The following is a 21,611-nucleotide window of genomic DNA, read 5'->3' as shown; positions in this document are numbered from 1 at the left end:
CCCGCATTCATGGGACTGCTTGAGGACAAGGTCGTCCTCGTCAACGGCGGCAGCCAGGGCGTCGGCGCGGCGATCGTGCGGGCGGCCGCCCGCGAGGGCGCCGACGTCGTCTTCACGGGGCGCCGCGCCGATGTCGGTGAGGCCCTCGTGGCGGAGCTGGCCGAGGCGGGGACCAAGATCTCCTTCGTACGGGCCGACCTGGCCGACCCCGCGCAGGCGCGCGGCAGCGTCGAGCAGGTCGTCGCCGCACACGGGCGGATCGACTGCCTGGTCAACGCCGCTGGTCTGACCTCCCGCGGCTCGCTCCTCGAGACCACTCCGGAGCTGTTCGACGCGCACATGGCGATCAGCCTGCGGGCGCCGTTCTTCGCGATGCAGGCGGCCGTCGCCGACATGGTGGCCCGTAAGGCGCCGGGCGCCATCGTCAACATCGGCTCCAACTGCGCGCACGGCGGGCCTCCCTTCCTGGCGCCGTACTCCGCCGCGAAGGCCGGTCTTGCCGGACTGACCCGCAACGCCGCCCACGCGCACCGCTGGGACCGTATCCGGATCAACGGCCTCAACATCGGCTGGACGGAGACCGAGGGCGAGGACGCCATTCAGCGCGAGTTCCACGGCGCCGGCGACGACTGGCGCGAGGAGGCCGCCCGTCGTCTGCCCATGGGCAAGCTGGGACAGCCAGACGAGATCGCCGACTTCGTCGTCTTCCTGCTCTCCGACCGCAGCGGCGTCGTGACCGGGTCCGTCATCGACTGGGACCAGAACGTCGTCGGCGCCCAGGACTGAGTCCACCGTAGCCACCGACGACACACCTTGAACCACTACTGAACCACCAGTGCACCGCCCGACCGGGCTGAAGGAGCAACATCTCATGCGTATAGGCATCATGGGCCTCGGCCGGATCGGCGCCTTCCACGCCGAAACCCTGTCCCAGCTCGATGCGGTGAATTCCCTCGTGGTCACCGACCCGGTGGCCGCGGCCGCCGCCTCCGCCGCGGAGCGCTTCGGGGCCACCGCGGTGGACTCCCCCGAGGCCGTCCTGGGCGCCGGGGTCGACGGCGTCGTGATCGCCGCCGCCACGGACGCGCACCCGGAGCTGATCCTCGCCACCGTCAAGGCCGGAATCCCGGTCTTCTGCGAGAAGCCGGTGGCGCGCACCGTCGAGGAGAGCCTCGACGTGCTGCGGGCGGTCGAGGGCAGCGGCGTCGAGGTCCACATCGGCTACAACCGACGCTTCGACCCCGGATACGTGGCGGCCCGGCAGGCCGTGCTCAGCGGCGAACTCGGCCTGCTGCACACCGTCCGGTCCACGACCCTGGACCCGGCTCCGCCCCCCGCCGCGTACGTGGCCGTCTCCGGCGGCATCTTCCGTGACTGCAGCGTCCACGACTTCGACATCGTCCGCTGGGTGACGGGCCGGGAGGTCGTGGAGGTGTACGCGACCGGGTCCAACCGCGGCGCCGACTACATCGCCGATGCCGGGGACGTCGACACCGCATCGGCCATCCTCACCCTGGACGACGGCACGCTGGCCCTGGTCTCCAACACCCGGCACAACCCGCGCGGTTACGACGCCCGCCTGGAGATCCACGGCATGAAGGACAGCATCGCCGCAGGTCTGGAGGACAAGCTGCCGCTGCGCTCCGTCGAGCCCGGGGCCACCTTCCCGGCCGCCAAGCCGCACCACTTCTTCATGGACCGCTTCGCCGACGCCTACCGCGCCGAACTCATCGCCTTCACCGAGGTGGTCGCGGGAACCAGGCCGTCCCCATGCACCGTGGCCGACGCCATCGAGGCGAGCCTGATCGCGGAGGCCTGCACCCTGTCGCTGCACGAGCACCGTCCCGTACGCATGGAGGAGGTGCGCCGGGGATAACGGCCGCACCGGCCCCGGCGACCGGGGATACCGGCCGCGTGCCGGCCCGGCGACCGGGAGATGACGGGCCGCGGACCGGCCGTTATCCCCCGGCGACAGGCACTGCAGCTTCTAGCGGACCGGATGTCAGTGCTCGATGCCAGACTCTCCGCCATGAGTGACGATGTGCGGTCCGAAGAGGTCGTGGACGTGCGGTTGCGGGATGTCGGGGAGGCCGATCTGCAGCTGTTCTTCGAGTACGAGCACGAGGCGGAGGCGGTGCGGCGGTCGAGGTTCACGCCAAAGCCCCGCGAGGCCTTCATGGAGCACTGGGCCACCAGGGTCCTCGGTGATCCCACCGTCTTCGTGCAGACGGTCACCGTCGGCGGGGAGACGGCGGGCAGTGTCGTGGCCTGGTGGGAGCAGGACCGGCGCTTCATCGGCTACTGGCTGGGGCGGCCGTACTGGGGACGGGGTGTCGGCACGGCGGCGCTGACGCTGTTTCTGCAGCTGGAGACAGTCCGCCCGCTCTACGCGGACCCCTTCGCGGGGAACACCGGCTCGGTGCGCCTGTTGGAGAAGTGCGGGTTCCGGCGCGCCGAGTCGGTGTGGCATGGCGAGGACGAGCACGTCCTGCTCGTGCTGCGTGGGGACGGCTGATCACGGGGTTGAGGGATTCGGGCGGCCGGGAACTCGCGGGACCGGGGAGTCTCCCCTCCGATTCCTCGCGTCGCGCGATCACGAGCCTTCGAGACGTTCGGCCCGGGCGCGAGCGGTCTGGGCGTCGCGGCGTGCCTTCTGAGCGATCCGGCCCGCCTCGGCGGCCTCTTGTCGTGCCGCGTCCAGGTCACTCCGGGCCGTACGCTGTCGCTCCTGCGCCGCTTTCAGCTCCTCGGCCAGCTCGGCCACCCGCTCGTCCAGCTCGCGCTGCAGCCTCTCTGCCTGCTCGCGCCGTGCCTCCGCCTGCCTGAGCTCGTCCTGACGCAGGCGTGCTCGCTGCTCCGCGCCTTCGGCTTCTTGGCGGGCATGGACGAGTTTCTGGCGCCGATCTTCCTGGCGGCGCCGTTCCTTGGCCTCCTGGGCAGTCGGTACCTGACTGTCCCGAGCAGGAGCCCGGCGGACGGTGGGGGCCGGTTCGGCGGCAGTGGGCTTCCTGCGGGTCCCGGCCGTGGCGGCAGCGTCAGTCTCGGTGCCCGCGAAGAACTGCGTGCCGACCGGTGGACGGAGGGCTTTCGTCAGGCGGCCGGAAGCCCAGTGCCGTGCGGCCTCCGGGTCGGCGAGCGCCGCGTGCAGGGTCTCCTCGAGCTCTCGCTGAACGTCCTCACCGACCGGATGCCCGGCCTCGGCCGCCAGCAGCCGGGCCTGCCGGGCGAGCGCAGCGACCACACCGTGCTGCTGCCGGTTGAGCTCCCGCAGCTGGGGACCGTCGAGTTGTTCGTGAGCCTGGCGCAGCCCTTCACCGAGCCGGAGCAGCCCGGCCACCTGTTCTGGCTCGGCGCGCGCGAGGAGATTGCTCGCCCATGCCGCCAGCGTGGGGCGCCGTAGCGCACTGATCTTCGCGGCGAGCGGCCGGTCGTTCTCCTTTCGGGCGGCGGCCGCGTACTGGTCGCGGGCGGCGATGAAGTCCTCGGGCGCCAGCCCGTACAGCTCAGCCTCGATGCTCTCCAGATCCACGGCTCATCCCACATCCACGGCTCATCCCACACCCACGGCCGATCCCAGATCCACAGCCCGTCCCACGGCCCACGGCCCACGGCCGATCCAAGATCCATTGCTGATCGCCTGCACCTAGATACCCACCTGACAGGCACGAGTCTGCCCTTTTCCTACGAACATGTCTCATATCTGACTCTCGTCCCTCCGGTGGAGCCCACGCCGGCGCGAGCCGCGCCGGAGATGGCCGACGCGGCTGCGGCGCTCGGCGAGGGCGTCGCACAGGGTGGACGCACGCGCCCTGGTCCCAACGCCCCCCTCTGCAACCAACGTTGGACTTCACATTTTCATCACACAGTCACCACATTCTCCAGAACTTGAGCTACATTCAGTGGCCCCGAGGGACGCGCTTCACTCACGCCCCTCGAGGACCTGTGTCATAGGTGATGGGTTGTCGCACCGGACGCCACGAGCGCCCGCGCGACAGGGGGCCGTCACGGCAATCGGGGGGAACACATGAACCGCCTTCACAGCGCAAGCACCCTCGGGCCGAGGGTCGAACGCGGCGACCTGCACCGGCCGCGTTAGCGCGATCACGCCTCTGGCAGGTCGTCGATCCTGAAGCGTCACCACCGTGGCGGTTTCGGCCGACGGCCAGTCATCTCTGCTTGACCATCGCGCCGCCTGCCGAACGCAGGCCGGCTCACCGTGCCCTGCCCGGCGGTCGACATGGACCGCAACCTCACCGGCATGGCACAGCAGGACTCCGCGCCTCCGCCTGTGGAGCGGACCGCGGTCGCAAGGGGGGAAGTCACGTCTCATGCAACAATCTCATCTCGTACCCGCGGACAGCGTCCCGGCAGGTGCCGCCGTCCTCGCCCCACCGCCCGACACGTGCACGACGAGTTCTCTGCGCGTCGTCGTGCTCGGTCAGGGATATGTGGGTCTGCCGCTCGCCATGGAGGCAGTGGCTGCCGGTCACCAGGTCATCGGTCTGGAACCCGACGACCGTCGCAGACACCGTCTGGACGCGTCGGACTCGTACGTCGAGGACATTCCCAGCGAGCGGATCCGCGCGGCTCTGAACAGCGGACGCTACGCGACGGCGGCCTCGATGGCTCAGGCCAGGGCCTTCGACGTGGCGATCATCACCGTACCCACGCCGCTCAAGGACCGTGCCCCGGATCTCAGTTACGTCCAGCGCGCGGCTCACATGCTGGGCCCCTGGATCACCCGCGGCGCTGTGGTGGTCCTGGAGTCCACGACGTATCCGGGGACGACCGAGGAGGTCCTTGTCCCGATCCTGGAGCGGCGCTCCGGCCTGACCGCCGGGACCGACTTCCACGTCGGCTTCAGCCCGGAACGCATCGATCCGGGCAACGCGACGTGGAACTTCCGGAACACCCCCAAGGTGGTGTCCGGCCTGACCTCCCGGTGCCTGGAGAAGGTCAAGGGTTTCTACGACCTGATCGTGGACCGGACGATCCCGGCCAAGGGCCTGCGCGAAGCGGAACTCGCCAAGGTCCTGGAGAACACCTTCCGGCACGTCAACATCGCCATGCTCAACGAGCTCGCCAAGTTCACGAATCTCCTCGGCGTGGACGTGTGGGACGCCATTGACCTGGCGAGCACCAAGCCTTTCGGGTACATGCCGTTCCGGCCGGGACCCGGCGTGGGCGGGCACTGCCTCCCGATCGACCCGGTGTACCTCTCCTGGCAGGTCAAGCAGGAGCTGGGCGAGAGCTTCCGGTTCATCGAGCTGGCCAACGAGGTCAACGACCAGCAGCCGGCCTACGTGGTGCAGCGCCTCCAGGACGGCCTCAACGCCCGCGGCAAGGCACTCAACGGAGCACACGTCACCGTCCTCGGCCTCACGTACAAGGCCGGCACCTCCGACGTACGGGAGAGCCCCGCCGCGCGTGTCGTGCATCTGCTGCGCGCCAAGGGAGCCGAGCTCCTCGTCGTGGATCCGCATGTCTCCGAGTGGCACGCCCTGCCCGATGTCCGGCTTGTCAACAACCTCGACCCGGCCATCGTCGCGGCGGCGGACGCAGTGATCGTCCTCACCGACCACCCCGAGTTCGACATGCAGCTGGTGCGGGAGCACGCCGCCTACGTCTTCGACACTCGCCGGTCGGTTCCCGCCGGTGCCAACGTCGAGCTGCTCTGACACTCGCGCACAGCGGGCAGGGGCGGGCGCGTGCGGCGCGGCCGCCCCGGTACAGCCGCGGCGGGGGGATCGCACGCAGGGGCCGCGGTGCCCACTGCGCGCCGGCCGTCCGCCGGAACCACAAGAAGATCAAGCGGCCTCGAGCCGCAGGGAGGGGAGAACTCACATGGGTTACGACGAAGGAGGGCTCGCCAGAACCGGCATAGGCGCCCTCACGCTGTTCGGTGTGAGCGTCACGCTGGACTGGATACTGGCCGTCGCGGTGACGCTCATCCTGGTCGGTGCCTTCACCTACCGGGCCGTCACCCGGCACAGGCGAGAGCGTGCCTGACGTGCCCGAGCGACACCGCAAGTCCAAGCGGGGCCTGCATGCTCCGTGGCAGACCTGGGTCTGTGTGGCCGCCGCCGTGGCGGCCACCGCCTGGACCATCGTCTACCACATACGGTGGAGCACCCAGCCCTGGGGAACCGCGCTGGTCTTCTACTGCGCCATCACCGCAGTCCTGGTCTACTCACTGGCGGCGGTGGTGAAAGGCCGAAGCTTTACCCATCTGCCCGCCCATGACGGACGCGTGCTCGCCATCGTCCCGGCGTACAACGAGCCGCCCGAGGCCTTGTACAAGACCGTCTGGGCGCTCGTCAACCAGGTACGTCCGCCCGACGCCATCCATGTCGTCGACGACGGTTCCGGGATTCCCGTGGTTCCGTTCGAGCATCCCCTGGTCACCTGGCACCGCCAGGACAACGCCGGCAAGCGCGAGGCGCAGGCCTACGTTCTGCGCCACGTCGACCCCTCGACGTACGACCTCGTCATGACCGTCGACTCCGACTCGATCGTGCACCGTATGGGCCTGTGGCACTGCCTCAAGGCGATGTCGGACGTTCGCGTACAGGCGTGTACCGGGCTGACCCTCGTCTCGAACTACGCGCACAACCTGCTGACCCGAGTGATCGACGTCGAGATCGTCACCTGGTGCCTGGTCACGCGGATGGCGCGTTCGCAGGTCGGGGCCGTCGCCCCCACCTCCGGCATCCTGGCGGTGTACCGCAAGGAGCTGGTCCTGGAAAACCTTGAGGACTACGTCAGCTCCGGGACAGCCGGCGACGACCGGCGTCTGACCCACTACGCGCTCCAGCGTGGCCAGGTGGTGGCCGTCAACGAGGCGTGGGTCTACAGCAAGATGCCCACCGACCTCAACGAACTGTTCACCCAGCGGGTCCGGTGGTTCAAGTCGTACTGGCGGTACGTCGGGTGGGAGCTGACGAACTTCTCCGCAGCTCCTCTGTTCTTCCGGCTCTACGGCCTGGTCGTCACAGCGACCATGCCCATCCTGTACGTCTGGGTCCTGTTCGTACTGCCCTACCACACCGACGACAAGCTGTTGTTCCTTCAGGGGCTCGGCTACTGGCTCATCATGACCTACGCCCAAACAGGCATGTACGCCGCTTTGCGGCCCGAGCTGTCAGCAGGCCAGAAGATCACCGCCTGGCTTTTCCTCACACCCCTGGTGACACTGCTCAACCTGCTCGTCGTCCGCCCCGCCATGTACTGGGCCCTGACCCAGGCCCGCACCACGCACTGGGGCACCCGCAAGGCATCGGTCCCCACGCCGGTCGCAGAACGGACCTGACCTCGGAATCCAACCAGCAGCCAGCGCCGAGCGGTGGCGTGCGTTCTCACGGCAGCCGGCTCGCTGTGCGTCCATCTGACGTCATCGGGCCGCCATGCTGGGACGGCACACCAGGTACAGAACAATCGACCTCGTACGATCACGGCCATGGCAGACAATCCCCGGTGGCTGAGCGCCGAGGAGAGCCGCGCCTGGCGCGCGTATCTACGCACACGTCGCCTGCTGGGAGCCCGGCTCAACCAGCAGCTGCTGCGCGACTGGGGGCTGTCCGAACCGGAGTACGAGATCCTTGTGGTGCTGTCGGAGCATCCCGAGAGGAGGATGAGCTCGCTCGAGCTGCGCTGTCGCCTCCTGTGGGAGAAGAGCAGGCTGTCGCACCAGCTGCGCCGCATGGAGCTGCGCTGCCTGATCAGTCGCGAACCCAATCCCGACGACGCCCGCAGCGCCATGGTCTCCCTGACCGCGGAAGGCCTCCGGGCCATCGAGCAGGCCGCACCAAGCCATGTGGCGAACGTGCGGGAGCACTTCATCGATCTTCTGTCGCCCGAGGAGCTCGCCATCCTCACCGAGATCAGCGAGCGCGTGCTCGACCATCTCGCCGCCGACGGCGAGCTGAACCTTCCCGAAGGGGACTGACGGGTCACCAGATGAAGCGGCGGCCGATACCTGCGCCGCCCCCGCCTGGCCCGCCTGAGCTGAGGGAGCCGCTCACCGTCACGTGGCGGCGCAGCAACCACCCGTGGCGGCGGGCGCACTCACGCCGAGCTGGAGCGCGGGCGGCGCCGTGCAGCAGCCGCCGCTCTCGCCGCCCCGTCCGGCGGCCGGCTCTTCGGCTTCGGGATCGTCGAACAGTCCCGCACCGCCGCATACGCCGGTCTCGGGCAGCGTGAGCTCCACGCGCTCGGCGGCCTCGCGGTCTCCGGCGATCGCGGCGGCGACGGAGCGGACCTGCTCGTAGCCGGTCATGGCGAGGAAGGTGGGGGCGCGGCCGTAGGACTTCATGCCGACCAGGTAGACGTCCTGCTCGGGGTGGGAGAGCTGGTTCACGCCGTGCGGGTAGACCGTGCCGCAGGAGTGGACGTTCGGGTCGATCAGCGGCGCGAGTGCGACCGGGGCCTGAAGACGTTCGTCGAGTCCGAGGCGGATCTCGGATAGGAAGGACAGGTCGGGACGGAACCCGGTGAGCACGATGACCTCGTCGACCGGCTCGGTGCGCCGGCCGCCCTCGGCGACGAGCGTCAGGCGGCCGTCCGTACCGCGTTCGATGGCCTCGGTACGGAAGCCGGTGATGGCGGAGGCGTGCCCCGCATCCACGGCGGCCTTCGCCGCGAGGCCGAGGGCACCGCGGGCGGGCAGCTGGTCGGCCTCTCCCCCGCCGTACGTCGACCCGCTGATCCCGCGGCGCAGGATCCACACGGCATGTGTGCCGTCACCGTCCTTCTTCGCCAGATCGGCGAGCGCCACCAGGGTGGTGAAGGCTGAGGCGCCGGAGCCGACGACCGCGGTGCGCCTGCCCGCGTAACGGGCGCGGACGGCAGGGTCGTCGAGGTCGGGGATGCGGTAGGAGATCCGGTCGGCGGCCGCCTTCTCGCCGAGCGCCGGGAGGCCGTCGCCACCGAGCGGGCCGGGCGTCGTCCAGGTGCCGGAGGCGTCGACGACGGCTCGGACGGTGATCCGCTGCTCGGTGCCGTCGGCGGCGGTGAGGTGGACGGTGAAGGGCTGCGCCTCGCGACCCGAGTCCACAATCCGGTCCCTCCCCGCCCGTGCGACGCCGGTGACGGTCACGCCATAACGAACCCTGTCCCCGAGGACGTCGGCCAGCGGCTGGAGGTATCCCGTCACCCAGTCGCCGCCCGTCGGGTACGTCGCGCCGTCCGGCCTGACCCAGCCGGCCGGTGCGAGCAGCTTCTCGGCGGCCGGGTCGACGAGCTCCGCCCAGGTGGAGAACAGCCGCACATGCGACCACTCCCGCACCGACGCGCCCGCGGCGGGTCCTGCCTCCAGGACCAGGGGTTCAAGGCCGCGCTCGATCAGACGGGCAGCGGCCGCCAGGCCGATGGGGCCGGCACCGATCACGAGGACGGGCAGTTCGGTGGTGGCGGGCGCGTTCACGATTGGCTCCCCGGGCGCTTGTTTCGATATCTGTCGATGTCCTGCGCGGCCAGCATGGCATCTGTATCGACAACCGTCAACATAGACACCGATCGAATTGGCGGTCCAAGGTGCCCGTAGGCGTCCGCCGCAACGAGAAGGCTCCGCGGATTCGACGTGTGTCAACATAGACGTATGTCGAATTTCAAGGTGCTGCCGATACTGGACCCCGAGGCCGCAGGTGCCGTGGCGCCTTGCTGCCCGCCGCTGACCGAGCGGCCTCTGACCGCGGAGGAGGCGGAGCAGACCGCGAGGATGTTCAAGGCGCTCGGCGACCCGGTCCGGCTCCGGCTGTTCTCGCTGGTCGCCTCACACGAGGGCGGCGAGGCGTGCGTCTGCGACATCTCCGACGTCGGCGTCTCCCAGCCGACCGTCTCCCACCATCTGAAGAAGCTGAAGGAGGCCGGGCTGCTGACTTCGGAACGGCGCGGCACCTGGGTCTACTACCGCGTCGAGCCGTCGGTACTGGCGGCGATGGGCCGGCTGCTCACGTCCGCCGCCCTGAACTGACCCAGCCCGGCGCGTGCGCCCTCCGGTCATGGCGCCGGCATGGCGTCGGGGCCGCACCGCCACGCGCCGGCAAGGCTCTCGGCGGTTGATCAGCGGTCGATGTCCTGCCCGTCACCCGAGCGACCGAACACAAGGACAACCAGGGCCAGCCCCACGGCCGCCCCGACCAGCTGCATGGCGATGAATCCGGCCACCGAGCCGGGAGCGATGCCCGCGAAGGTGTCGGAGAAGGCCCGGCCGATCGTCACGGCCGGATTGGCGAACGACGTGGACGACGTGAACCAGTAGGCGGCGCCGATGTACGAGGCGACCGCGACCGGCGCGAAGTGCAGCCGGCCGGTGCGGGCCAGCCCGAAGATCAGCAGGATCAGCCCGGCGGTGGCGACGACCTCGCCAAGCAGCAGGTGCCCGGCGGAGCGCTCGTGGGCCGACCACGTCACCACGGGCTCGGCGAACATGGCGTTCGCCAGGACGGCCCCGCCGATCGCTCCCACGATCTGTGCCGGTATGCAGACCAGGAGTTCGCGGGCCGTGACTCCCGAGCCGCCGCGCCGCCCCGTGACCCAGTCGGCGAGCGTGACCACGGGATTGAAGTGCGCCCCCGACACCGGTCCCAACAGGGCGATCAGCACGCCGAGGCCGAAGACCGTGGCAATCGAGTTGGCCAGCAACTGCACCCCGACGTCCTGACTCAGCCGGGTGGCCTGGATGCCCGAACCCACCACGACGGCCACCAGGGCAGCCGTCCCCACCAACTCGGCGGCGGCCCGCCGGGCGAGCGGCGTACGCGGCGGCGTCTCACCGGGTTCGCCCTGCGGCACGGCGGCCGATGTGCGCTCCGGCGCGGCCTCCGAGAGGGAGTCGGTGGTGGTCACTAGAGGCTCCTCGTATGGCGGATCAAGGGGGCGAGGGACGACGAAGGGGTGATGGACAGGGCGAGGGCCGAGGCGGGGACGCGGGATCAGGGGCAGGCGCGCTTGGAACCGCTCTCGGCGGTGGCGCGGGCGCTGGCGGCCAGGTCTGCGAACGAGTCGGCGAGCGAGGCGATGACCTCCGGCCTGAGCCGGTAGTACGTGAACCGCCCGCACGGCTCCGTCTCCACGACCCCGGCCTCGCGCAGCACCCGCAGATGGTTCGACAGGTTCGTCTGCCGCGCGCCCGTCTCCTCCACCAGGTGCGTGGTGCACAGGGTCTCGCGGGCGAGGAGGGACACGATCTTCAGCCTCAACGGGTCGGCCAGCACCCGCATCAACTCAGTATCGACTGACGTCAGCATGGACTGATACTGTCACATCAGCGTGAACTGATACCACACCAGCATGAGCGGACAGCAGAGCCGCGTGAGCCGACGAAGCCGAAACCAATCTGCTGACACAGCTCAGACCAGCCTCTGACACAGCTGTCCCCAGACCAGACCAGGAAGAGCCGATGTCCTCCACCCCGCTCGCCTCCGTGCTGTTCGTCTGCGTCCACAACGCCGGGCGCTCGCAGATGGCCGCCGGATTCCTCGACCATCTCGCAGGGGACCGCGTCGAGGTCCGGTCCGCCGGGTCCCTCCCGGCCGACCAGGTCAATCCGGCCGCCGTCGAGGCGATGAAGGAGGTCGGCGTCGACATCTCCGGCCGGCGGCCCAAGGTGCTGACCACCGAGGCCGTGCAGGCGTCCGACTACGTCATCACCATGGGCTGCGGGGACGCCTGCCCGGTCTTCCCCGGCAAGAAGTACCTCGACTGGGCACTGGAGGACCCCGCCGGCAAGGGCGTCGAGGCCGTGCGCCCGATCCGCGACGAGATCAGGACCCGCGTCGAAGCCCTGATCGCCGAGCTCGACGCCACGTCGGAGCAGTGACACGCCACGTCAGAACAGTGACCGACGGCTGCCGCGGCGCCATCACTCGGGGTTACCGAACCACAACCCTGGCGCGTCGGCCCGATCGCCCTTTTGTTACAGAACGTGATGCGGCTCGCCTCTGGGGACCGGGGCAGTGTAGACATGGCCTATGGTCCGACTCTTGGGTCGATCCTGGGCCCAGTCGGGCCTCACGTTCACCGGTCTGCGCTCAGCGCGCAGACCGGAGGTCGCATTGCGACTGGCGGACCCACCCGAAGGGCCCCGGCAGCGGTCCCGGCAGACGCCGCGGGACCGGCAGAAACCGCACCGACCGTCCCCAGTCGAACAACGGGCTGGACAGCAGGGCGGACGACAGGACAGCGGCCTCGGCGGTGGCCCCAGGCGCCCGTGGACCGCGAGGCTGCGGTCGGCCCTGAGCAGGCGTAGCGTCGCCGGCCAGGTGTTCATCCTGCATGTGGTGATCGTGCTGCTGCTGGTCGTGACCGCGGCGGTGGCGCTGGTACTGCAGGTACGGCATGACAGCAGCAAAGAGGCGCGGAATCGTTCGCTCGCCGTCGCGGAGACGTTCGCCAACGCGCCGGGGACCGTCGAGGCCTTGGGCGCCCCCGACCCGACCGCGCTGCTCCAGCCGCGCGCGGAGGCGGCCCGCAAACTGTCGCACGTGGACTTCGTCGTCGTGATGAACACCGACGGGATCCGCTACACCCACCCCAAGACGGACAGGATCGGCAAGAGGTTCGTCGGAAACATCGCCCCCGCCCTGGCCGGCCGTCCCGTCACCGAGGAGATCACGGGGACCATAGGCCCGCTGGTGCAGGCCACCGTTCCCGTCAAGAACACCGACGGCAAGGTCGTGGGTCTTGTGTCCGCCGGCATCACGACCGCCCACGTGGGCGGATACGTCCAGGAGCACATGCCGATGCTCTTCGCCGCCGCGGGCACCGCCCTCGCCCTCGCCACGGCCGGAACTGCACTCGTGAGCAGACGGCTCCTGCGCCAGACCCGGGGCCTCGGCCCGTACGAGATGACCCGGATGTACGAGCACCACGACGCGGTGCTGCACTCCGTCCGGGAAGGCGTGATCATCCTCAGCGGCGAGGGCCGGCTGGTGCTCGCCAACGACGAGGCGCAGAGGCTGCTCGACCTGCCCAAGGACGCCGAGGGCCGGCACGTCTCAGAACTCGGCCTGGACGCCGGCACGGCCGGGCTGCTGGCCTCCGGGCGGGTCGCCACCGACGAGGTGCACCTGGTCGGCGACCGTCTCCTCGCGGTCAACAACCGGCCCACGGACCGCGACGGAGGCCCGCGTGGCAGCGTCGCGACGCTGCGCGACTCGACCGAGCTGCGCGCCCTGTCCGGCAGGGCCGAGGTGGCCCGCGAACGCCTCAAACTGCTGTACGACGCCGGAGTCGGCATCGGCACGAGCCTGGATGTGACCCGCACGGCCGAGGAGCTGGCGGAGGTGGCCGTGCCGCGCTTCGCGGACTACGTGAGCGTGGACCTGACGCACACCGTCCTGAACGGGGACGAGCCCGACGGCGCGATCACCGAACTGCGCCGCACCGCGTTCAGCGGCATACGGAAGGACGCCCCCCTCTACCAGGTGGGCGAGCGGATCAGGGTCGTCGACTCCACACCCCATGCCCAGGGCCTCCGAACCGGGCAGGCGGTCCTCGAGCCCGACCTGAAGTCCGCGCCCGGGTGGCGGGCTCAGGACCCGGAACGCGCCGCGCGGGTTCTGGACTTCGGCATCCACTCGCTGGTCACCGTCCCACTGCGCGCAGGCGGCGTGCTGATGGGGGTGGCCAACTTCTGGCGCTCGGCGAAACCGGAGCCCTTCGACGAGGACGACCTGGCACTCGCCGAGGAGCTCGTCGCCCGTGCCGCGGTCTCCATCGACAACGCGCGCCGCTACACCCGCGAGCACACCATGGCCGTGACGCTGCAGCGCAGTCTGCTCCCGCGCAATCTGCCCCAGCAGACCGCGCTGGACGTCGCCTACCGCTATCTGCCGGCGCAGGCGGGGGTCGGCGGCGACTGGTTCGACGTCCTGCCGCTGCCCGGCGCCCGCGTCGCGCTCGTCGTGGGCGACGTCGTCGGCCACGGACTGCACGCCGCGGCCACCATGGGCCGGCTGCGCACAGCGGTGCACAACTTCTCGACTCTGGACCTGCCGCCCGACGAGATCCTCGGTCTCCTCGACGACATGGTCAGCCGCATCGACCAGGACGAGGCCGCGGCGGGCGGCAGCGCCACGATCACCGGCGCCACCTGTCTGTACGCTGTCTACGACCCCGTATCCCGGCGCTGCAGCGTCGCCCGGGCCGGCCACCCCCTGCCCGCGCTGGTCCGTCCCGACGGCACGGTCGACTTCCCCGAGGTGCCCGCCGGTCCGCCGCTCGGCCTGGGTGGACTGCCGTTCGAGGCTGTGGAACTGGTCCTGGACGAAGGCAGCAAGCTGGTCCTGTACACCGACGGGCTCATCGAGGACCGCTACCGCGACATCGACGTCGGCCTCGAGCTCCTGCGTTCGGCGCTGGCCGGGGCGGACCGGTCGCCTGACGAGTCCTGCCGAGCGGTTCTCGACGCCCTGCTGCCGGCCCGGCAGAGCGACGACATCGCCCTGATCGTCGCCCGCACCCGCGCCCTGGACGCCGACGGCATCGCCGAATGGGACGTGCCCTCCGACCCCGCGTCCGTCGCGGAGGTGCGCGCCTCGGTCGTCAGGCAGCTTGCCGAGTGGGGACTGGACGACATGGCGTTCACGACGGAGCTGCTGCTCAGCGAGCTGGTCACCAATGCCATCCGCTACGGCGGTGAACCGATCCGCGTCCGTCTGCTGCGCGACCGCAGTCTGATCTGCGAGGTGTTCGACGCCAGCAGCACGTCACCGCACCTGCGGTACGCCGCTACCACGGACGAAGGCGGGCGCGGCCTGTTCCTGGTCGCCCAGCTCGCCGAACGCTGGGGCACCCGCTACACGCCCGAAGGCAAGATCATCTGGGCGGAGCAGCCGCTGCCCCAGGTGTAGTCACGCGGCGCCGGCCGCGCTGCCTTCTTCGGCGCTGGTGCCGGTCCCGGTCCGTGCGGCGGTGCCGGTCCCGGTCCGTGCCGGCAGGCGCCGCGGGGTACGGCTCACGGTCATGCCCTCGGCCGTCGCGGTGCGCGCGAAGAGGATGGCGTCGTGTACCGCGGCTCCGCCCGGATCATTGTTGAAGTACACATGGACGTCACACGTGTCCGGCCAGGCGTCGGCAAGGCGCCGCACCCATGTGTGGAGCGACTGCCGCCCGTAGCGGGGCCACGGCTTGGCCCGTCCGACGTGGAGGCGCAGATAGCCCCAGTCGGCGGTGCGCCACAGCGGCGTGGTGGGCCGGGCCTCCACGTCGGCCCAGCACAGCGCGGCACGGCGGTTCTCGAGCACCGCCTGGACCTCAGGTGTCCACCAGGAGTCATGGCGGGGCTCGACCGCCACCCGCGTACCGGCCGGGAAGCGGCTGAGGCAGTCGTCGAGGAGTGCGGGGTCCCCGCGCAGGGTGGGCGGAAGCTGCAGCAGGACCGGTCCGATCCGGTCGCCGAGACCCGCGGCATGGCTCATCAGCCGGTACACCGGTTCCTCGGGGTCCCGCAGGCGCTTGATGTGGGTCAGGAAGCGGCTGGCCTTGACGGCGATGACGAATCCCTCCGGCGTACGCTCCCGCCATGCGGCGAACGTCTCCGGCGTAGGCAGCCGGTAGAAGGCGTTGTTGATCTCGACCGTGGCGAACTGCGCCGCGTACTCCTCCAGCCACAGCCGCTGGGGCAGGTCGGCCGGATACAGGACTCCGCGCCAGTCCCGGTACTGCCACCCGGAGGTGCCGACGAACACGGGCATACATCCATCAGAGCACGCCCGCCGCCCTGCCGGCCGCCCGGCAGGCCGCTGAATCGGTGCTCTGGGCACCCAGGGGACCGTGTGCCAGACTCCGACGATGACCTCGTGGCTCGACCCCAGTAAGGGGTGAGTCGGGTGCCAGCGCACCCGCCGTTCGTCCGCGCCGGACCGGAACGGTGAGAATCACCGGGGCCGGAACGACGGGCCGACGGGGCGACGGAACCGTTCGCCCCGGCCAGGGAGCCGCCGCCCGTAAGCCGTAAGCCGTAAGCAACCCCAGCGACACCAGCCTTGGAGAGAACGCCATGCCCCTTCGCTGCGCCGTGCTCGACGACTTCCAGCGCGCCGCGACCGCCGTCGCCGACTGGTCGCCCATCGCGGATGACGTGGAGGTCGTCACCTTCGCGGAGCACTTCGCCACCGAGGACGAACTGGCAGCGGCCATCGCCGACTTCGACATCGTCGTCACTCTCCGGGAACGCGTGCCCTTCCCCGCCTCGCTGCTCTCGCGGCTGCCGCGCCTGCAGCTGCTGATCGCCTCCGGGATGCGCAATTCCGTGATTGACTACGCCGCCGCCAAAGCGGGCGGCGTGACCGTGTGCGGCACCGCGAGCTCCTCGACGCCCCCGGTCGAGCTGACCTGGGCGCTGCTGCTCGGCCTGGCCCGCGGCATCGTCACGGAGAACAACGCGCTGCGGGACGGCGGCCCCTGGCAGAGCACCGTGGGAGCCGATCTGCACGGCCGCCGGCTCGGTCTGCTCGGCCTCGGCAAGATCGGCAGCAGAGTGGCCCAGGTCGGACTCGCCTTCGGCATGGAGGTGGTGGCCTGGAGCCAGAACCTCACCGAGAAGCGCACGGCCGAGGTCGGCGTGGAGCTGGCCGCTTCCAAGGAGGAGCTGCTCGCCGGCAGCGACTTCGTCTCCATCCACCTCGCGCTCAGCGACCGCACCCGCAACCTGATCGGCCCCGCCGAGCTGGCCCTCCTGAAGCCGACGGCCTTTCTCGTCAACACCTCCCGCGCGGCCATCGTCGACCAGGACGCGCTGCTCGGCGCCCTGTGGGACGGCCGCATCGCCGGGGCCGGGGTCGATGTGTTCGACATCGAGCCGCTGCCCGACGATCACCCGATGCGCTCGGCACCCCGTCTGCTCGCCACCCCGCACCTGGGCTACGTCACCCGGGCGAACTACGAGACGTACTACAGCCAGGCCGTCGAGAACATCCAGGCCTTCCTCGCCGGGGCGCCGGTACGCGTTCTCGGCTGACGCCTGGTGCGTACGGCCCACTGGTGGTCCAATGAAAGTGGAGCCAAGGACCCCACATCCAAGAGACGCGGAGAAGCGGAGCGACACCGTGCACCGCGCAATCAGGGTCCGCGAGAAGCGGGCGGGTCCTTGGCCCTCTCATCCCCTGCGGGTTCTAGATTCTGGCCGAGAAGGCGAGAACGGCAGTTCCGTCAGCGACCGACTTCACCCTGATGGTGAGCCCGTTGAGGATGGAGATTCCGCCGGTGCCGCTCGTGGTCCGCAACGAGTTGCCGTTGCCGGTCGCCCGCATGGACACCGTGTCGGGCGTAACCAGGGTGACGGAGACCAAGTCGATCCCGAAGCGGCTGTCGACGGGGATGTCCGTGGGTTCCGACACCGTGATCTCGCAGGTCCCGTCGAAGCAGGCCTCCACATGGGAGTCGCCGGCGCCCAACGCGGCAGAGCCCGGCGAGTCCGGCCAGTTCGTCGAGTCGATCGAGTCCGTCGACGAGGACGAAGAGGACCCGGCGGAAACCGACTCCGACACCCCCGCCGTCAGCCCGCCGCCGTTCCGGCCGTCCGAACCTGACGCCTCCCATCCGCAGCCGACCACCCCCGCGACACTCAACGCCGCAACCGCCGTCGCCGCCGCTACGGCGCGCCGACGACCGGCAGTCGTACGCTCCCCTCCGGCCGCGGCCCACGCCTCGACTGCCCCTGCCTTCATGGTTTCCGTTCTCAACGATCAACCCGCCATCTCGTACGCGATTCTGTGCATTCCTGTGCCGCCGGGCGGCATCAGCCGGCCCGGTCTTCCGCACTTGTGTAACGGGCGAACCGAGGAGGGGTCCCGGAGCGCAGGGAGCACGTTGAGCCAGATGGAGCACCGCGGCGCCCCAGCCGACCCCGGTGTTCTCAGCCGACGTGCGCGGCGCGACACTGACCCCATGACCATCGAGGAGTACGAGCACGAGCACGATCGCGAACGGCGGCGCCCACCCGCGGCGAGCGGCCCGCGCTCATGACGTTCGACGACCTCCTCGCCCGGGCCGCGTCCCTCGTACGGCCGGGCCGTCGCGCGCTCCTCGGTATCACCGGCAGCCCGGGCGCCGGAAAGACCACGCTCGCCGAGCAACTGGTCCGGCGGCTCAACGCCGACGGACCGCCCTGGGCCGCTCATGTGCCGATGGACGGCTTCCATCTCGCCGACGTCGAGCTGGACCGCCTGGGCCTCCGCGACCGCAAGGGCGCGCCCGACACCTTCGATTCCGCGGGCTACGCCGCGCTGCTGCGCCGCCTGCGCGACGAGGAGGACGGCATCGTCTACGCGCCGGGTTTCGAGCGGGTCCTGGAACAGCCGATCGCGGGCAGCATCCCCGTGCCGCGCACCGCCCGTCTGATCGTCACCGAGGGCAACTACCTTCTCCTTGACGAGGGCTCGTGGGCGCGTGTCCGGTCCCAGTTGGACGAGGTCTGGTACTGCGAGCTCGACCAGGACGAGCGCGTACGCCGCCTCGTCTCCCGGCATGAGGAGTTCGGCAAGGACCACCAGGCCGCGGTGGCCTGGGTGGTGGGCACCGACCAGCGCAACGCCGACCTGGTCGCCGGAAGCCGCCACCGCGCCGACCTGATCGTCCCCACGGCCGCCCTGCCTGCTCCGTGCGGCCCCGGCCCGGGCTGATCACCTGCGCCCACCAGGGCCCCGGCTCGTACGGCTTGTACGGACGCGCAGCGTTCGACGAGCCGGGCGCTGTTCAGCCCAGCTTGCGCACGTCGCTCACCCAGCCGTCCAGGGCCCCCCGGCAGTAGGCGAGATGCTCGGCGTCGTAGCCGCGCGGTGCGCACTCGACGACGAGGATCAGGCCGAGGTACAGCCGGTACAGGGCAAGGCGGTGCTCGAAGGCGGGGCCGGAGCCGAGCCGGCCGCCGGCCTCGATGTAACCCGCGACGAGTTCGCTGTCGGGACCCGTGTCACCGCCGAAGGCGAGGGAGACCAGTTCGGCGGCGGGGTCGCCCCAGAAGGCGCGTTCGTGGTCGATGATGCCGGTGACACGGGCCCCCGAGTCGTCGACGAAGACGTTGCCGGGCCACAGGTCGAAGTGGACCAGGCGGGGCTCGGTGATCTCGTCCAGCGCGTACCCTCCCTCCGCGACGAGGGCCCGTACGTCCGCCGCGCTGATGCCGAGCGGGGACTCCCAGCGCGCGGCGTCGTCCAGGATGCCCTCCACCATGGCGGTGAACGCACCGCGCCAGTCGGGCGCGGAGAGCCCGGCCTCCGGAGCCGGGTAGCCGAAGCGGCCGTCCTCAGGCGTAAGTGCGTGCAGCTGTGCGGTGATCCGGCCCAACTCGTGCCGGAGGGCCGAGTGTGCGGATCCCGGCAGAGCGTCGGACAGCTTGTCCCAAGGGGTGCCGTCGAGCACGGATACGGCCAGGAAATCGGCGCCGGAGAAGAGGAGTTCGGGCATGGGTATGCCGGCCGGGTCCCCGCCCGCGCGCCGGTAGACCATGGCTTCGGTGGCCATGATGCCGCGCTCGTAGCGCAGTACGGGGACGTCGGCGGGCGGGGCCAGTTTGACGATGGCGGGACGGCCGTCGTCCAGCAGGACCCGGTAGGCGGCGTTGAACCAACCGTCCGTCAGCTCGGCTTCGAGCCGGCATCCGGTCCCGGCGGACTCCCGCAGGAGGGCGTCGAGTTGACCGGCGGTGAGACGGCGCTTGGTCTGGCTCTGCATTGCGGGAACACCTCTGGGTGGCTGTGGCTGTGGCTGTGGCTGTGAACTACCGGGGGGTCTGAGAGCGCTCCCATGATGCGTTGCCACTTGGGCCCGACGCTAGCGGGTTGTCACGCTGTTCACCGCGCTTGGGCGCGACGGGACCAGATATGGTCCGGGGCCCCGGCACGGCGGTGCCTACGCAACGGTCGTACGCCACACCCGCACCATGGGCAGCGAGTACCCGACCCGTAGGCAAGGCAGGCCCGTATGAGAGCGCTTCTGCTCCGTGTTTCCGACCGCATGTTCCCGCACGGCAGGAACACCTTCGGCGCCGTGCCGGCCCTGCTCGTCCTGCTCACCGTCGTCACCGGCATCGTCGACGCGGTGAGCTATCTGGGACTCGGCCATGTCTTCGTCGCCAACATGACCGGGAACGTGGTCTTCCTCGGCTTCGCCACGGCAGGTGCGGGCGGTCTCTCGGCCTGGGCGTCTGCCCTTGCCATCGGCGCGTTTGTGCTGGGCGCCTGGTCGACCGGGCGGCTGCACCTGCGCGCTCCCGACCCGCGGCACGTGCTGGTCCGGGCCACCGCGGGACACGCGGTCCTCGTCGCCGCCGCGGTGGCCGTCGCCGGAACGGCGGGCCGGCACGGCACGGTGGCCCGAGCGGTTCTCATCGCGCTGCTCGCGGGCGGGATGGGCCTGCAGAACGCCGCCGTGCGCAAGCTCGCCGTACCCGAAATGGGCACCACCGTCGTCCTGACCTCCACGCTCACCGGGATGGCCGCCGACACCCCCGGGCTCGCCCTGCTGCGCCGGCTGTGCTCGGTCGCCGCGATGATCGTGGGTGCCGTGTTCGGTGGCCTGCTCCACCTCCACGCGGGGCCCGTGTCAGCGCTCGGGCTGGCCCTGGTGCCGTTGGTCGTCGTCGCGGTCGTCGCCGCCGCTCCCCCGGCCGAAACCCCGTAGCCCGCCGGCGGCGTTTACCGCCGCTCCCCCGAGGCGCGCTGCCGCACCTCGGACCGGTAGGCGCCGGGCGGGACTCCGTACCGTTGCCGGAAGGCCCTGCTGAAGTGGAACGGGCTGGTGAAGCCGGACAGCGCGGCCACCCGTTCCACCGGCAGTTCCGTGACCTCAAGGAGGCGGGCGGCATGGCGCAACCGGGCCTGTTGCAGCGCCCGCATGGGCGACTGACCGACCTGCTGCGTGAACAGGTGCGCGAACCGGGACGGCGACAGCGCGACGTCGGCGGCCAGCGACCGCACCGTGTGCGGCGCTCCAGGATCGGCGTCCATCAGTTCCGCGGCCTGCCGCACCCGGGGGTCGATGCCGGACTCGTACCGCTCCGCACGGGCGGTGGCGGAGGCGGTGGCGAGCAGCACGATCTCCTCCAGGGAGCAGAGCGCCAGTTCCCGCGCCGCGGTGCCGTGGGCGACGGCGACCTGACCGGTCGTCGGCTCGGTGTCCGGCCGCGGGGCGCCGTGCCCTGTCCAGCGGGCGTCGGCGAGCATCCGGCGGAACGCCGCGTCGGCGCGTCCGCGTATGTCTGGTGGGGCGGTGACGGCGTACGTCCGGTCGCCCTGGGCGTACGGGCGCAGCCACGTGGACCACGACGCCCTGGCCTGGCAGTGCACCCACCAGAACGCCCAGTGCCGTGCCCCGGGAGCGACCGCGTAGCGGTGCGGCGTGCCGGGGCCCAGCACGACCAGGTCGCCGGCGGCCGCCTCCACCTGCACCGCGCCCTGGACGAGCCGTCCGCAGCCGCCCGTGGTCCAGGTGAACAGCCAACTGTCCGCGCCGCGCGGCCGGTTCACGGCGTATCCGGGCGGCTGGTCGAAGAGGCCGATGGTCACCAGGCCGGGCGGTGGAGACGGGTCGGTACGCGAAGACGGAGCCGCGGATACAGCAGGCGCCCCGGGAGACGAGACGGCGGCATCCGGCACCGCCGACGCCTCCGG

The 21,611-nt window shown here is 70.6% G+C and carries 21 protein-coding genes; 13 read left to right on the top strand and 8 right to left on the bottom strand.

Annotated features, from left to right (window positions below):
- Nucleotides 1-9 precede the first annotated feature (9 nt).
- From STSP_RS17720 to STSP_RS17710, 3 genes are all read left to right on the top strand, one after another.
- Nucleotides 10-786 (top strand): SDR family oxidoreductase, encoded by a 777-nt coding sequence (locus tag STSP_RS17720; RefSeq protein ID WP_067278710.1) that lies wholly within the window; start codon nucleotides 10-12, stop codon nucleotides 784-786.
- A gap of 85 nt (nucleotides 787-871) precedes the next feature.
- A complete protein-coding gene (locus tag STSP_RS17715; RefSeq protein WP_067278707.1) occupies nucleotides 872-1,876 on the top strand; it encodes a Gfo/Idh/MocA family protein in 1,005 nt (334 codons plus the stop codon).
- A gap of 153 nt (nucleotides 1,877-2,029) precedes the next feature.
- The gene (locus STSP_RS17710; RefSeq protein ID WP_198547372.1) at nucleotides 2,030-2,515 is read left to right on the top strand and encodes a GNAT family N-acetyltransferase; all 486 of its coding nucleotides are present in this window, start codon (nucleotides 2,030-2,032) and stop codon (nucleotides 2,513-2,515) included.
- Nucleotides 2,516-2,593: 78 nt separating this feature from the next.
- Here the strand turns inward: STSP_RS17710 and STSP_RS17705 are convergent, their stop codons facing one another.
- Nucleotides 2,594-3,529, bottom strand: a complete 936-nt coding sequence (locus STSP_RS17705) for a hypothetical protein (RefSeq protein ID WP_067278704.1) — start codon at nucleotides 3,527-3,529, stop codon at nucleotides 2,594-2,596.
- Between the two features lie 889 nt (nucleotides 3,530-4,418).
- Here STSP_RS17705 and STSP_RS17700 point away from each other — a divergent pair.
- From STSP_RS17700 to STSP_RS17690, 4 genes are all read left to right on the top strand, one after another.
- A complete protein-coding gene (locus tag STSP_RS17700) occupies nucleotides 4,419-5,678 on the top strand; it encodes a nucleotide sugar dehydrogenase (protein ID WP_067279004.1) in 1,260 nt (419 codons plus the stop codon).
- A 166-nt stretch (nucleotides 5,679-5,844) separates the two neighbouring features.
- The gene (locus STSP_RS39655; protein ID WP_198547371.1) at nucleotides 5,845-6,009 is read left to right on the top strand and encodes a hypothetical protein; all 165 of its coding nucleotides are present in this window, start codon (nucleotides 5,845-5,847) and stop codon (nucleotides 6,007-6,009) included.
- A 1-nt stretch (nucleotide 6,010) separates the two neighbouring features.
- Nucleotides 6,011-7,309 carry a glycosyltransferase family 2 protein gene (locus STSP_RS17695; RefSeq protein WP_157902852.1) on the top strand — a complete coding sequence of 433 codons (1,299 nt, stop codon included), beginning with the start codon at nucleotides 6,011-6,013 and terminating at the stop codon, nucleotides 7,307-7,309.
- Between the two features lie 147 nt (nucleotides 7,310-7,456).
- The gene (locus STSP_RS17690; RefSeq protein WP_067278702.1) at nucleotides 7,457-7,945 is read left to right on the top strand and encodes a MarR family winged helix-turn-helix transcriptional regulator; all 489 of its coding nucleotides are present in this window, start codon (nucleotides 7,457-7,459) and stop codon (nucleotides 7,943-7,945) included.
- 78 nt (nucleotides 7,946-8,023) lie between these two features.
- Here STSP_RS17690 and STSP_RS17685 read toward each other — a convergent pair whose 3' ends face one another.
- Nucleotides 8,024-9,421 carry an FAD-dependent oxidoreductase gene (locus STSP_RS17685; RefSeq protein ID WP_067278700.1) on the bottom strand — a complete coding sequence of 466 codons (1,398 nt, stop codon included), beginning with the start codon at nucleotides 9,419-9,421 and terminating at the stop codon, nucleotides 8,024-8,026.
- A gap of 174 nt (nucleotides 9,422-9,595) precedes the next feature.
- On the opposite strand from STSP_RS17685, the gene STSP_RS17680 reads away from it, so the two are divergent.
- Nucleotides 9,596-9,970 (top strand): ArsR/SmtB family transcription factor, encoded by a 375-nt coding sequence (locus STSP_RS17680; protein ID WP_067278697.1) that lies wholly within the window; start codon nucleotides 9,596-9,598, stop codon nucleotides 9,968-9,970.
- An 89-nt stretch (nucleotides 9,971-10,059) separates the two neighbouring features.
- Here STSP_RS17680 and STSP_RS17675 read toward each other — a convergent pair whose 3' ends face one another.
- Both STSP_RS17675 and STSP_RS17670 read right to left on the bottom strand, forming a co-directional pair.
- Nucleotides 10,060-10,845, bottom strand: coding sequence for an aquaporin (locus STSP_RS17675; RefSeq protein WP_067278695.1), 786 nt, complete (start codon nucleotides 10,843-10,845; stop codon nucleotides 10,060-10,062).
- 86 nt (nucleotides 10,846-10,931) lie between these two features.
- The gene (locus STSP_RS17670; protein WP_067278692.1) at nucleotides 10,932-11,246 is read right to left on the bottom strand and encodes an ArsR/SmtB family transcription factor; all 315 of its coding nucleotides are present in this window, start codon (nucleotides 11,244-11,246) and stop codon (nucleotides 10,932-10,934) included.
- A 152-nt stretch (nucleotides 11,247-11,398) separates the two neighbouring features.
- On the opposite strand from STSP_RS17670, the gene STSP_RS17665 reads away from it, so the two are divergent.
- Both STSP_RS17665 and STSP_RS17660 read left to right on the top strand, forming a co-directional pair.
- A complete protein-coding gene (locus STSP_RS17665; protein WP_067278689.1) occupies nucleotides 11,399-11,818 on the top strand; it encodes an arsenate reductase ArsC in 420 nt (139 codons plus the stop codon).
- A gap of 151 nt (nucleotides 11,819-11,969) precedes the next feature.
- Nucleotides 11,970-14,852 (top strand): SpoIIE family protein phosphatase, encoded by a 2,883-nt coding sequence (locus tag STSP_RS17660; protein ID WP_078067277.1) that lies wholly within the window; start codon nucleotides 11,970-11,972, stop codon nucleotides 14,850-14,852.
- Here the strand turns inward: STSP_RS17660 and STSP_RS17655 are convergent, their stop codons facing one another.
- Nucleotides 14,853-15,695: a DUF72 domain-containing protein gene (locus STSP_RS17655; RefSeq protein ID WP_078067276.1), complete on the bottom strand. Its 843-nt coding sequence runs from the start codon at nucleotides 15,693-15,695 to the stop codon at nucleotides 14,853-14,855.
- A 305-nt stretch (nucleotides 15,696-16,000) separates the two neighbouring features.
- Here STSP_RS17655 and STSP_RS17650 point away from each other — a divergent pair, with 305 nt between their 5' ends.
- On the top strand, nucleotides 16,001-16,960 hold the full coding sequence (locus tag STSP_RS17650) for a D-2-hydroxyacid dehydrogenase family protein (protein WP_067278686.1): 960 nt from the start codon (nucleotides 16,001-16,003) through the stop codon (nucleotides 16,958-16,960).
- A 154-nt stretch (nucleotides 16,961-17,114) separates the two neighbouring features.
- Here the strand turns inward: STSP_RS17650 and STSP_RS17645 are convergent, their stop codons facing one another.
- Nucleotides 17,115-17,669: a hypothetical protein gene (locus STSP_RS17645; RefSeq protein WP_157902851.1), complete on the bottom strand. Its 555-nt coding sequence runs from the start codon at nucleotides 17,667-17,669 to the stop codon at nucleotides 17,115-17,117.
- A gap of 294 nt (nucleotides 17,670-17,963) precedes the next feature.
- Between STSP_RS17645 and STSP_RS17640 the strand changes: the two genes are divergently transcribed.
- Nucleotides 17,964-18,623 (top strand): nucleoside/nucleotide kinase family protein, encoded by a 660-nt coding sequence (locus STSP_RS17640; RefSeq protein ID WP_067278682.1) that lies wholly within the window; start codon nucleotides 17,964-17,966, stop codon nucleotides 18,621-18,623.
- A gap of 73 nt (nucleotides 18,624-18,696) precedes the next feature.
- Here the strand turns inward: STSP_RS17640 and STSP_RS17635 are convergent, their stop codons facing one another.
- Nucleotides 18,697-19,674, bottom strand: a complete 978-nt coding sequence (locus STSP_RS17635; protein WP_067278680.1) for a phosphotransferase family protein — start codon at nucleotides 19,672-19,674, stop codon at nucleotides 18,697-18,699.
- A gap of 249 nt (nucleotides 19,675-19,923) precedes the next feature.
- Between STSP_RS17635 and STSP_RS17630 the strand changes: the two genes are divergently transcribed.
- Nucleotides 19,924-20,622, top strand: a complete 699-nt coding sequence (locus tag STSP_RS17630; protein ID WP_067278677.1) for a YoaK family protein — start codon at nucleotides 19,924-19,926, stop codon at nucleotides 20,620-20,622.
- A gap of 14 nt (nucleotides 20,623-20,636) precedes the next feature.
- Here the strand turns inward: STSP_RS17630 and STSP_RS17625 are convergent, their stop codons facing one another.
- Entirely contained in the window at nucleotides 20,637-21,506 is an 870-nt protein-coding gene (locus STSP_RS17625) for a helix-turn-helix domain-containing protein (protein ID WP_067278675.1), read from the bottom strand.
- Nucleotides 21,507-21,611 lie beyond the last annotated feature (105 nt).

Origin of the sequence: Streptomyces jeddahensis (assembly GCF_001642995.1) — a bacterium.
Lineage (GTDB): Bacteria > Actinomycetota > Actinomycetes > Streptomycetales > Streptomycetaceae > Streptomyces > Streptomyces jeddahensis.
The sequence above is the reverse complement of the archived record's forward strand: the minus strand, read 5'-3'. Positions and strand labels throughout refer to the sequence as shown.

What these genes read in the sequence shown, in the direction of transcription:
- STSP_RS17640 (WP_067278682.1), top strand. Translation starts at nt 17,964, where the DNA reads ATGACGTTCGACGACCTCCTCGCCCGGGCCGCGTCCCTCGTACGGCCG.
- STSP_RS17680 (WP_067278697.1), top strand. Translation starts at nt 9,596, where the DNA reads ATGTCGAATTTCAAGGTGCTGCCGATACTGGACCCCGAGGCCGCAGGT.
- STSP_RS17690 (WP_067278702.1), top strand. Translation starts at nt 7,457, where the DNA reads ATGGCAGACAATCCCCGGTGGCTGAGCGCCGAGGAGAGCCGCGCCTGG.
- STSP_RS17660 (WP_078067277.1), top strand. Translation starts at nt 11,970, where the DNA reads ATGGTCCGACTCTTGGGTCGATCCTGGGCCCAGTCGGGCCTCACGTTC.
- STSP_RS17665 (WP_067278689.1), top strand. Translation starts at nt 11,399, where the DNA reads ATGTCCTCCACCCCGCTCGCCTCCGTGCTGTTCGTCTGCGTCCACAAC.
- STSP_RS17645 (WP_157902851.1), bottom strand. Translation starts at nt 17,669, where the DNA reads ATGAAGGCAGGGGCAGTCGAGGCGTGGGCCGCGGCCGGAGGGGAGCGT.
- STSP_RS17635 (WP_067278680.1), bottom strand. Translation starts at nt 19,674, where the DNA reads ATGCAGAGCCAGACCAAGCGCCGTCTCACCGCCGGTCAACTCGACGCC.
- STSP_RS39655 (WP_198547371.1), top strand. Translation starts at nt 5,845, where the DNA reads ATGGGTTACGACGAAGGAGGGCTCGCCAGAACCGGCATAGGCGCCCTC.
- STSP_RS17710 (WP_198547372.1), top strand. Translation starts at nt 2,030, where the DNA reads ATGAGTGACGATGTGCGGTCCGAAGAGGTCGTGGACGTGCGGTTGCGG.
- STSP_RS17720 (WP_067278710.1), top strand. Translation starts at nt 10, where the DNA reads ATGGGACTGCTTGAGGACAAGGTCGTCCTCGTCAACGGCGGCAGCCAG.
- STSP_RS17630 (WP_067278677.1), top strand. Translation starts at nt 19,924, where the DNA reads ATGAGAGCGCTTCTGCTCCGTGTTTCCGACCGCATGTTCCCGCACGGC.
- STSP_RS17670 (WP_067278692.1), bottom strand. Translation starts at nt 11,246, where the DNA reads ATGCTGACGTCAGTCGATACTGAGTTGATGCGGGTGCTGGCCGACCCG.
- STSP_RS17655 (WP_078067276.1), bottom strand. Translation starts at nt 15,695, where the DNA reads ATGCCCGTGTTCGTCGGCACCTCCGGGTGGCAGTACCGGGACTGGCGC.
- STSP_RS17650 (WP_067278686.1), top strand. Translation starts at nt 16,001, where the DNA reads ATGCCCCTTCGCTGCGCCGTGCTCGACGACTTCCAGCGCGCCGCGACC.
- STSP_RS17715 (WP_067278707.1), top strand. Translation starts at nt 872, where the DNA reads ATGCGTATAGGCATCATGGGCCTCGGCCGGATCGGCGCCTTCCACGCC.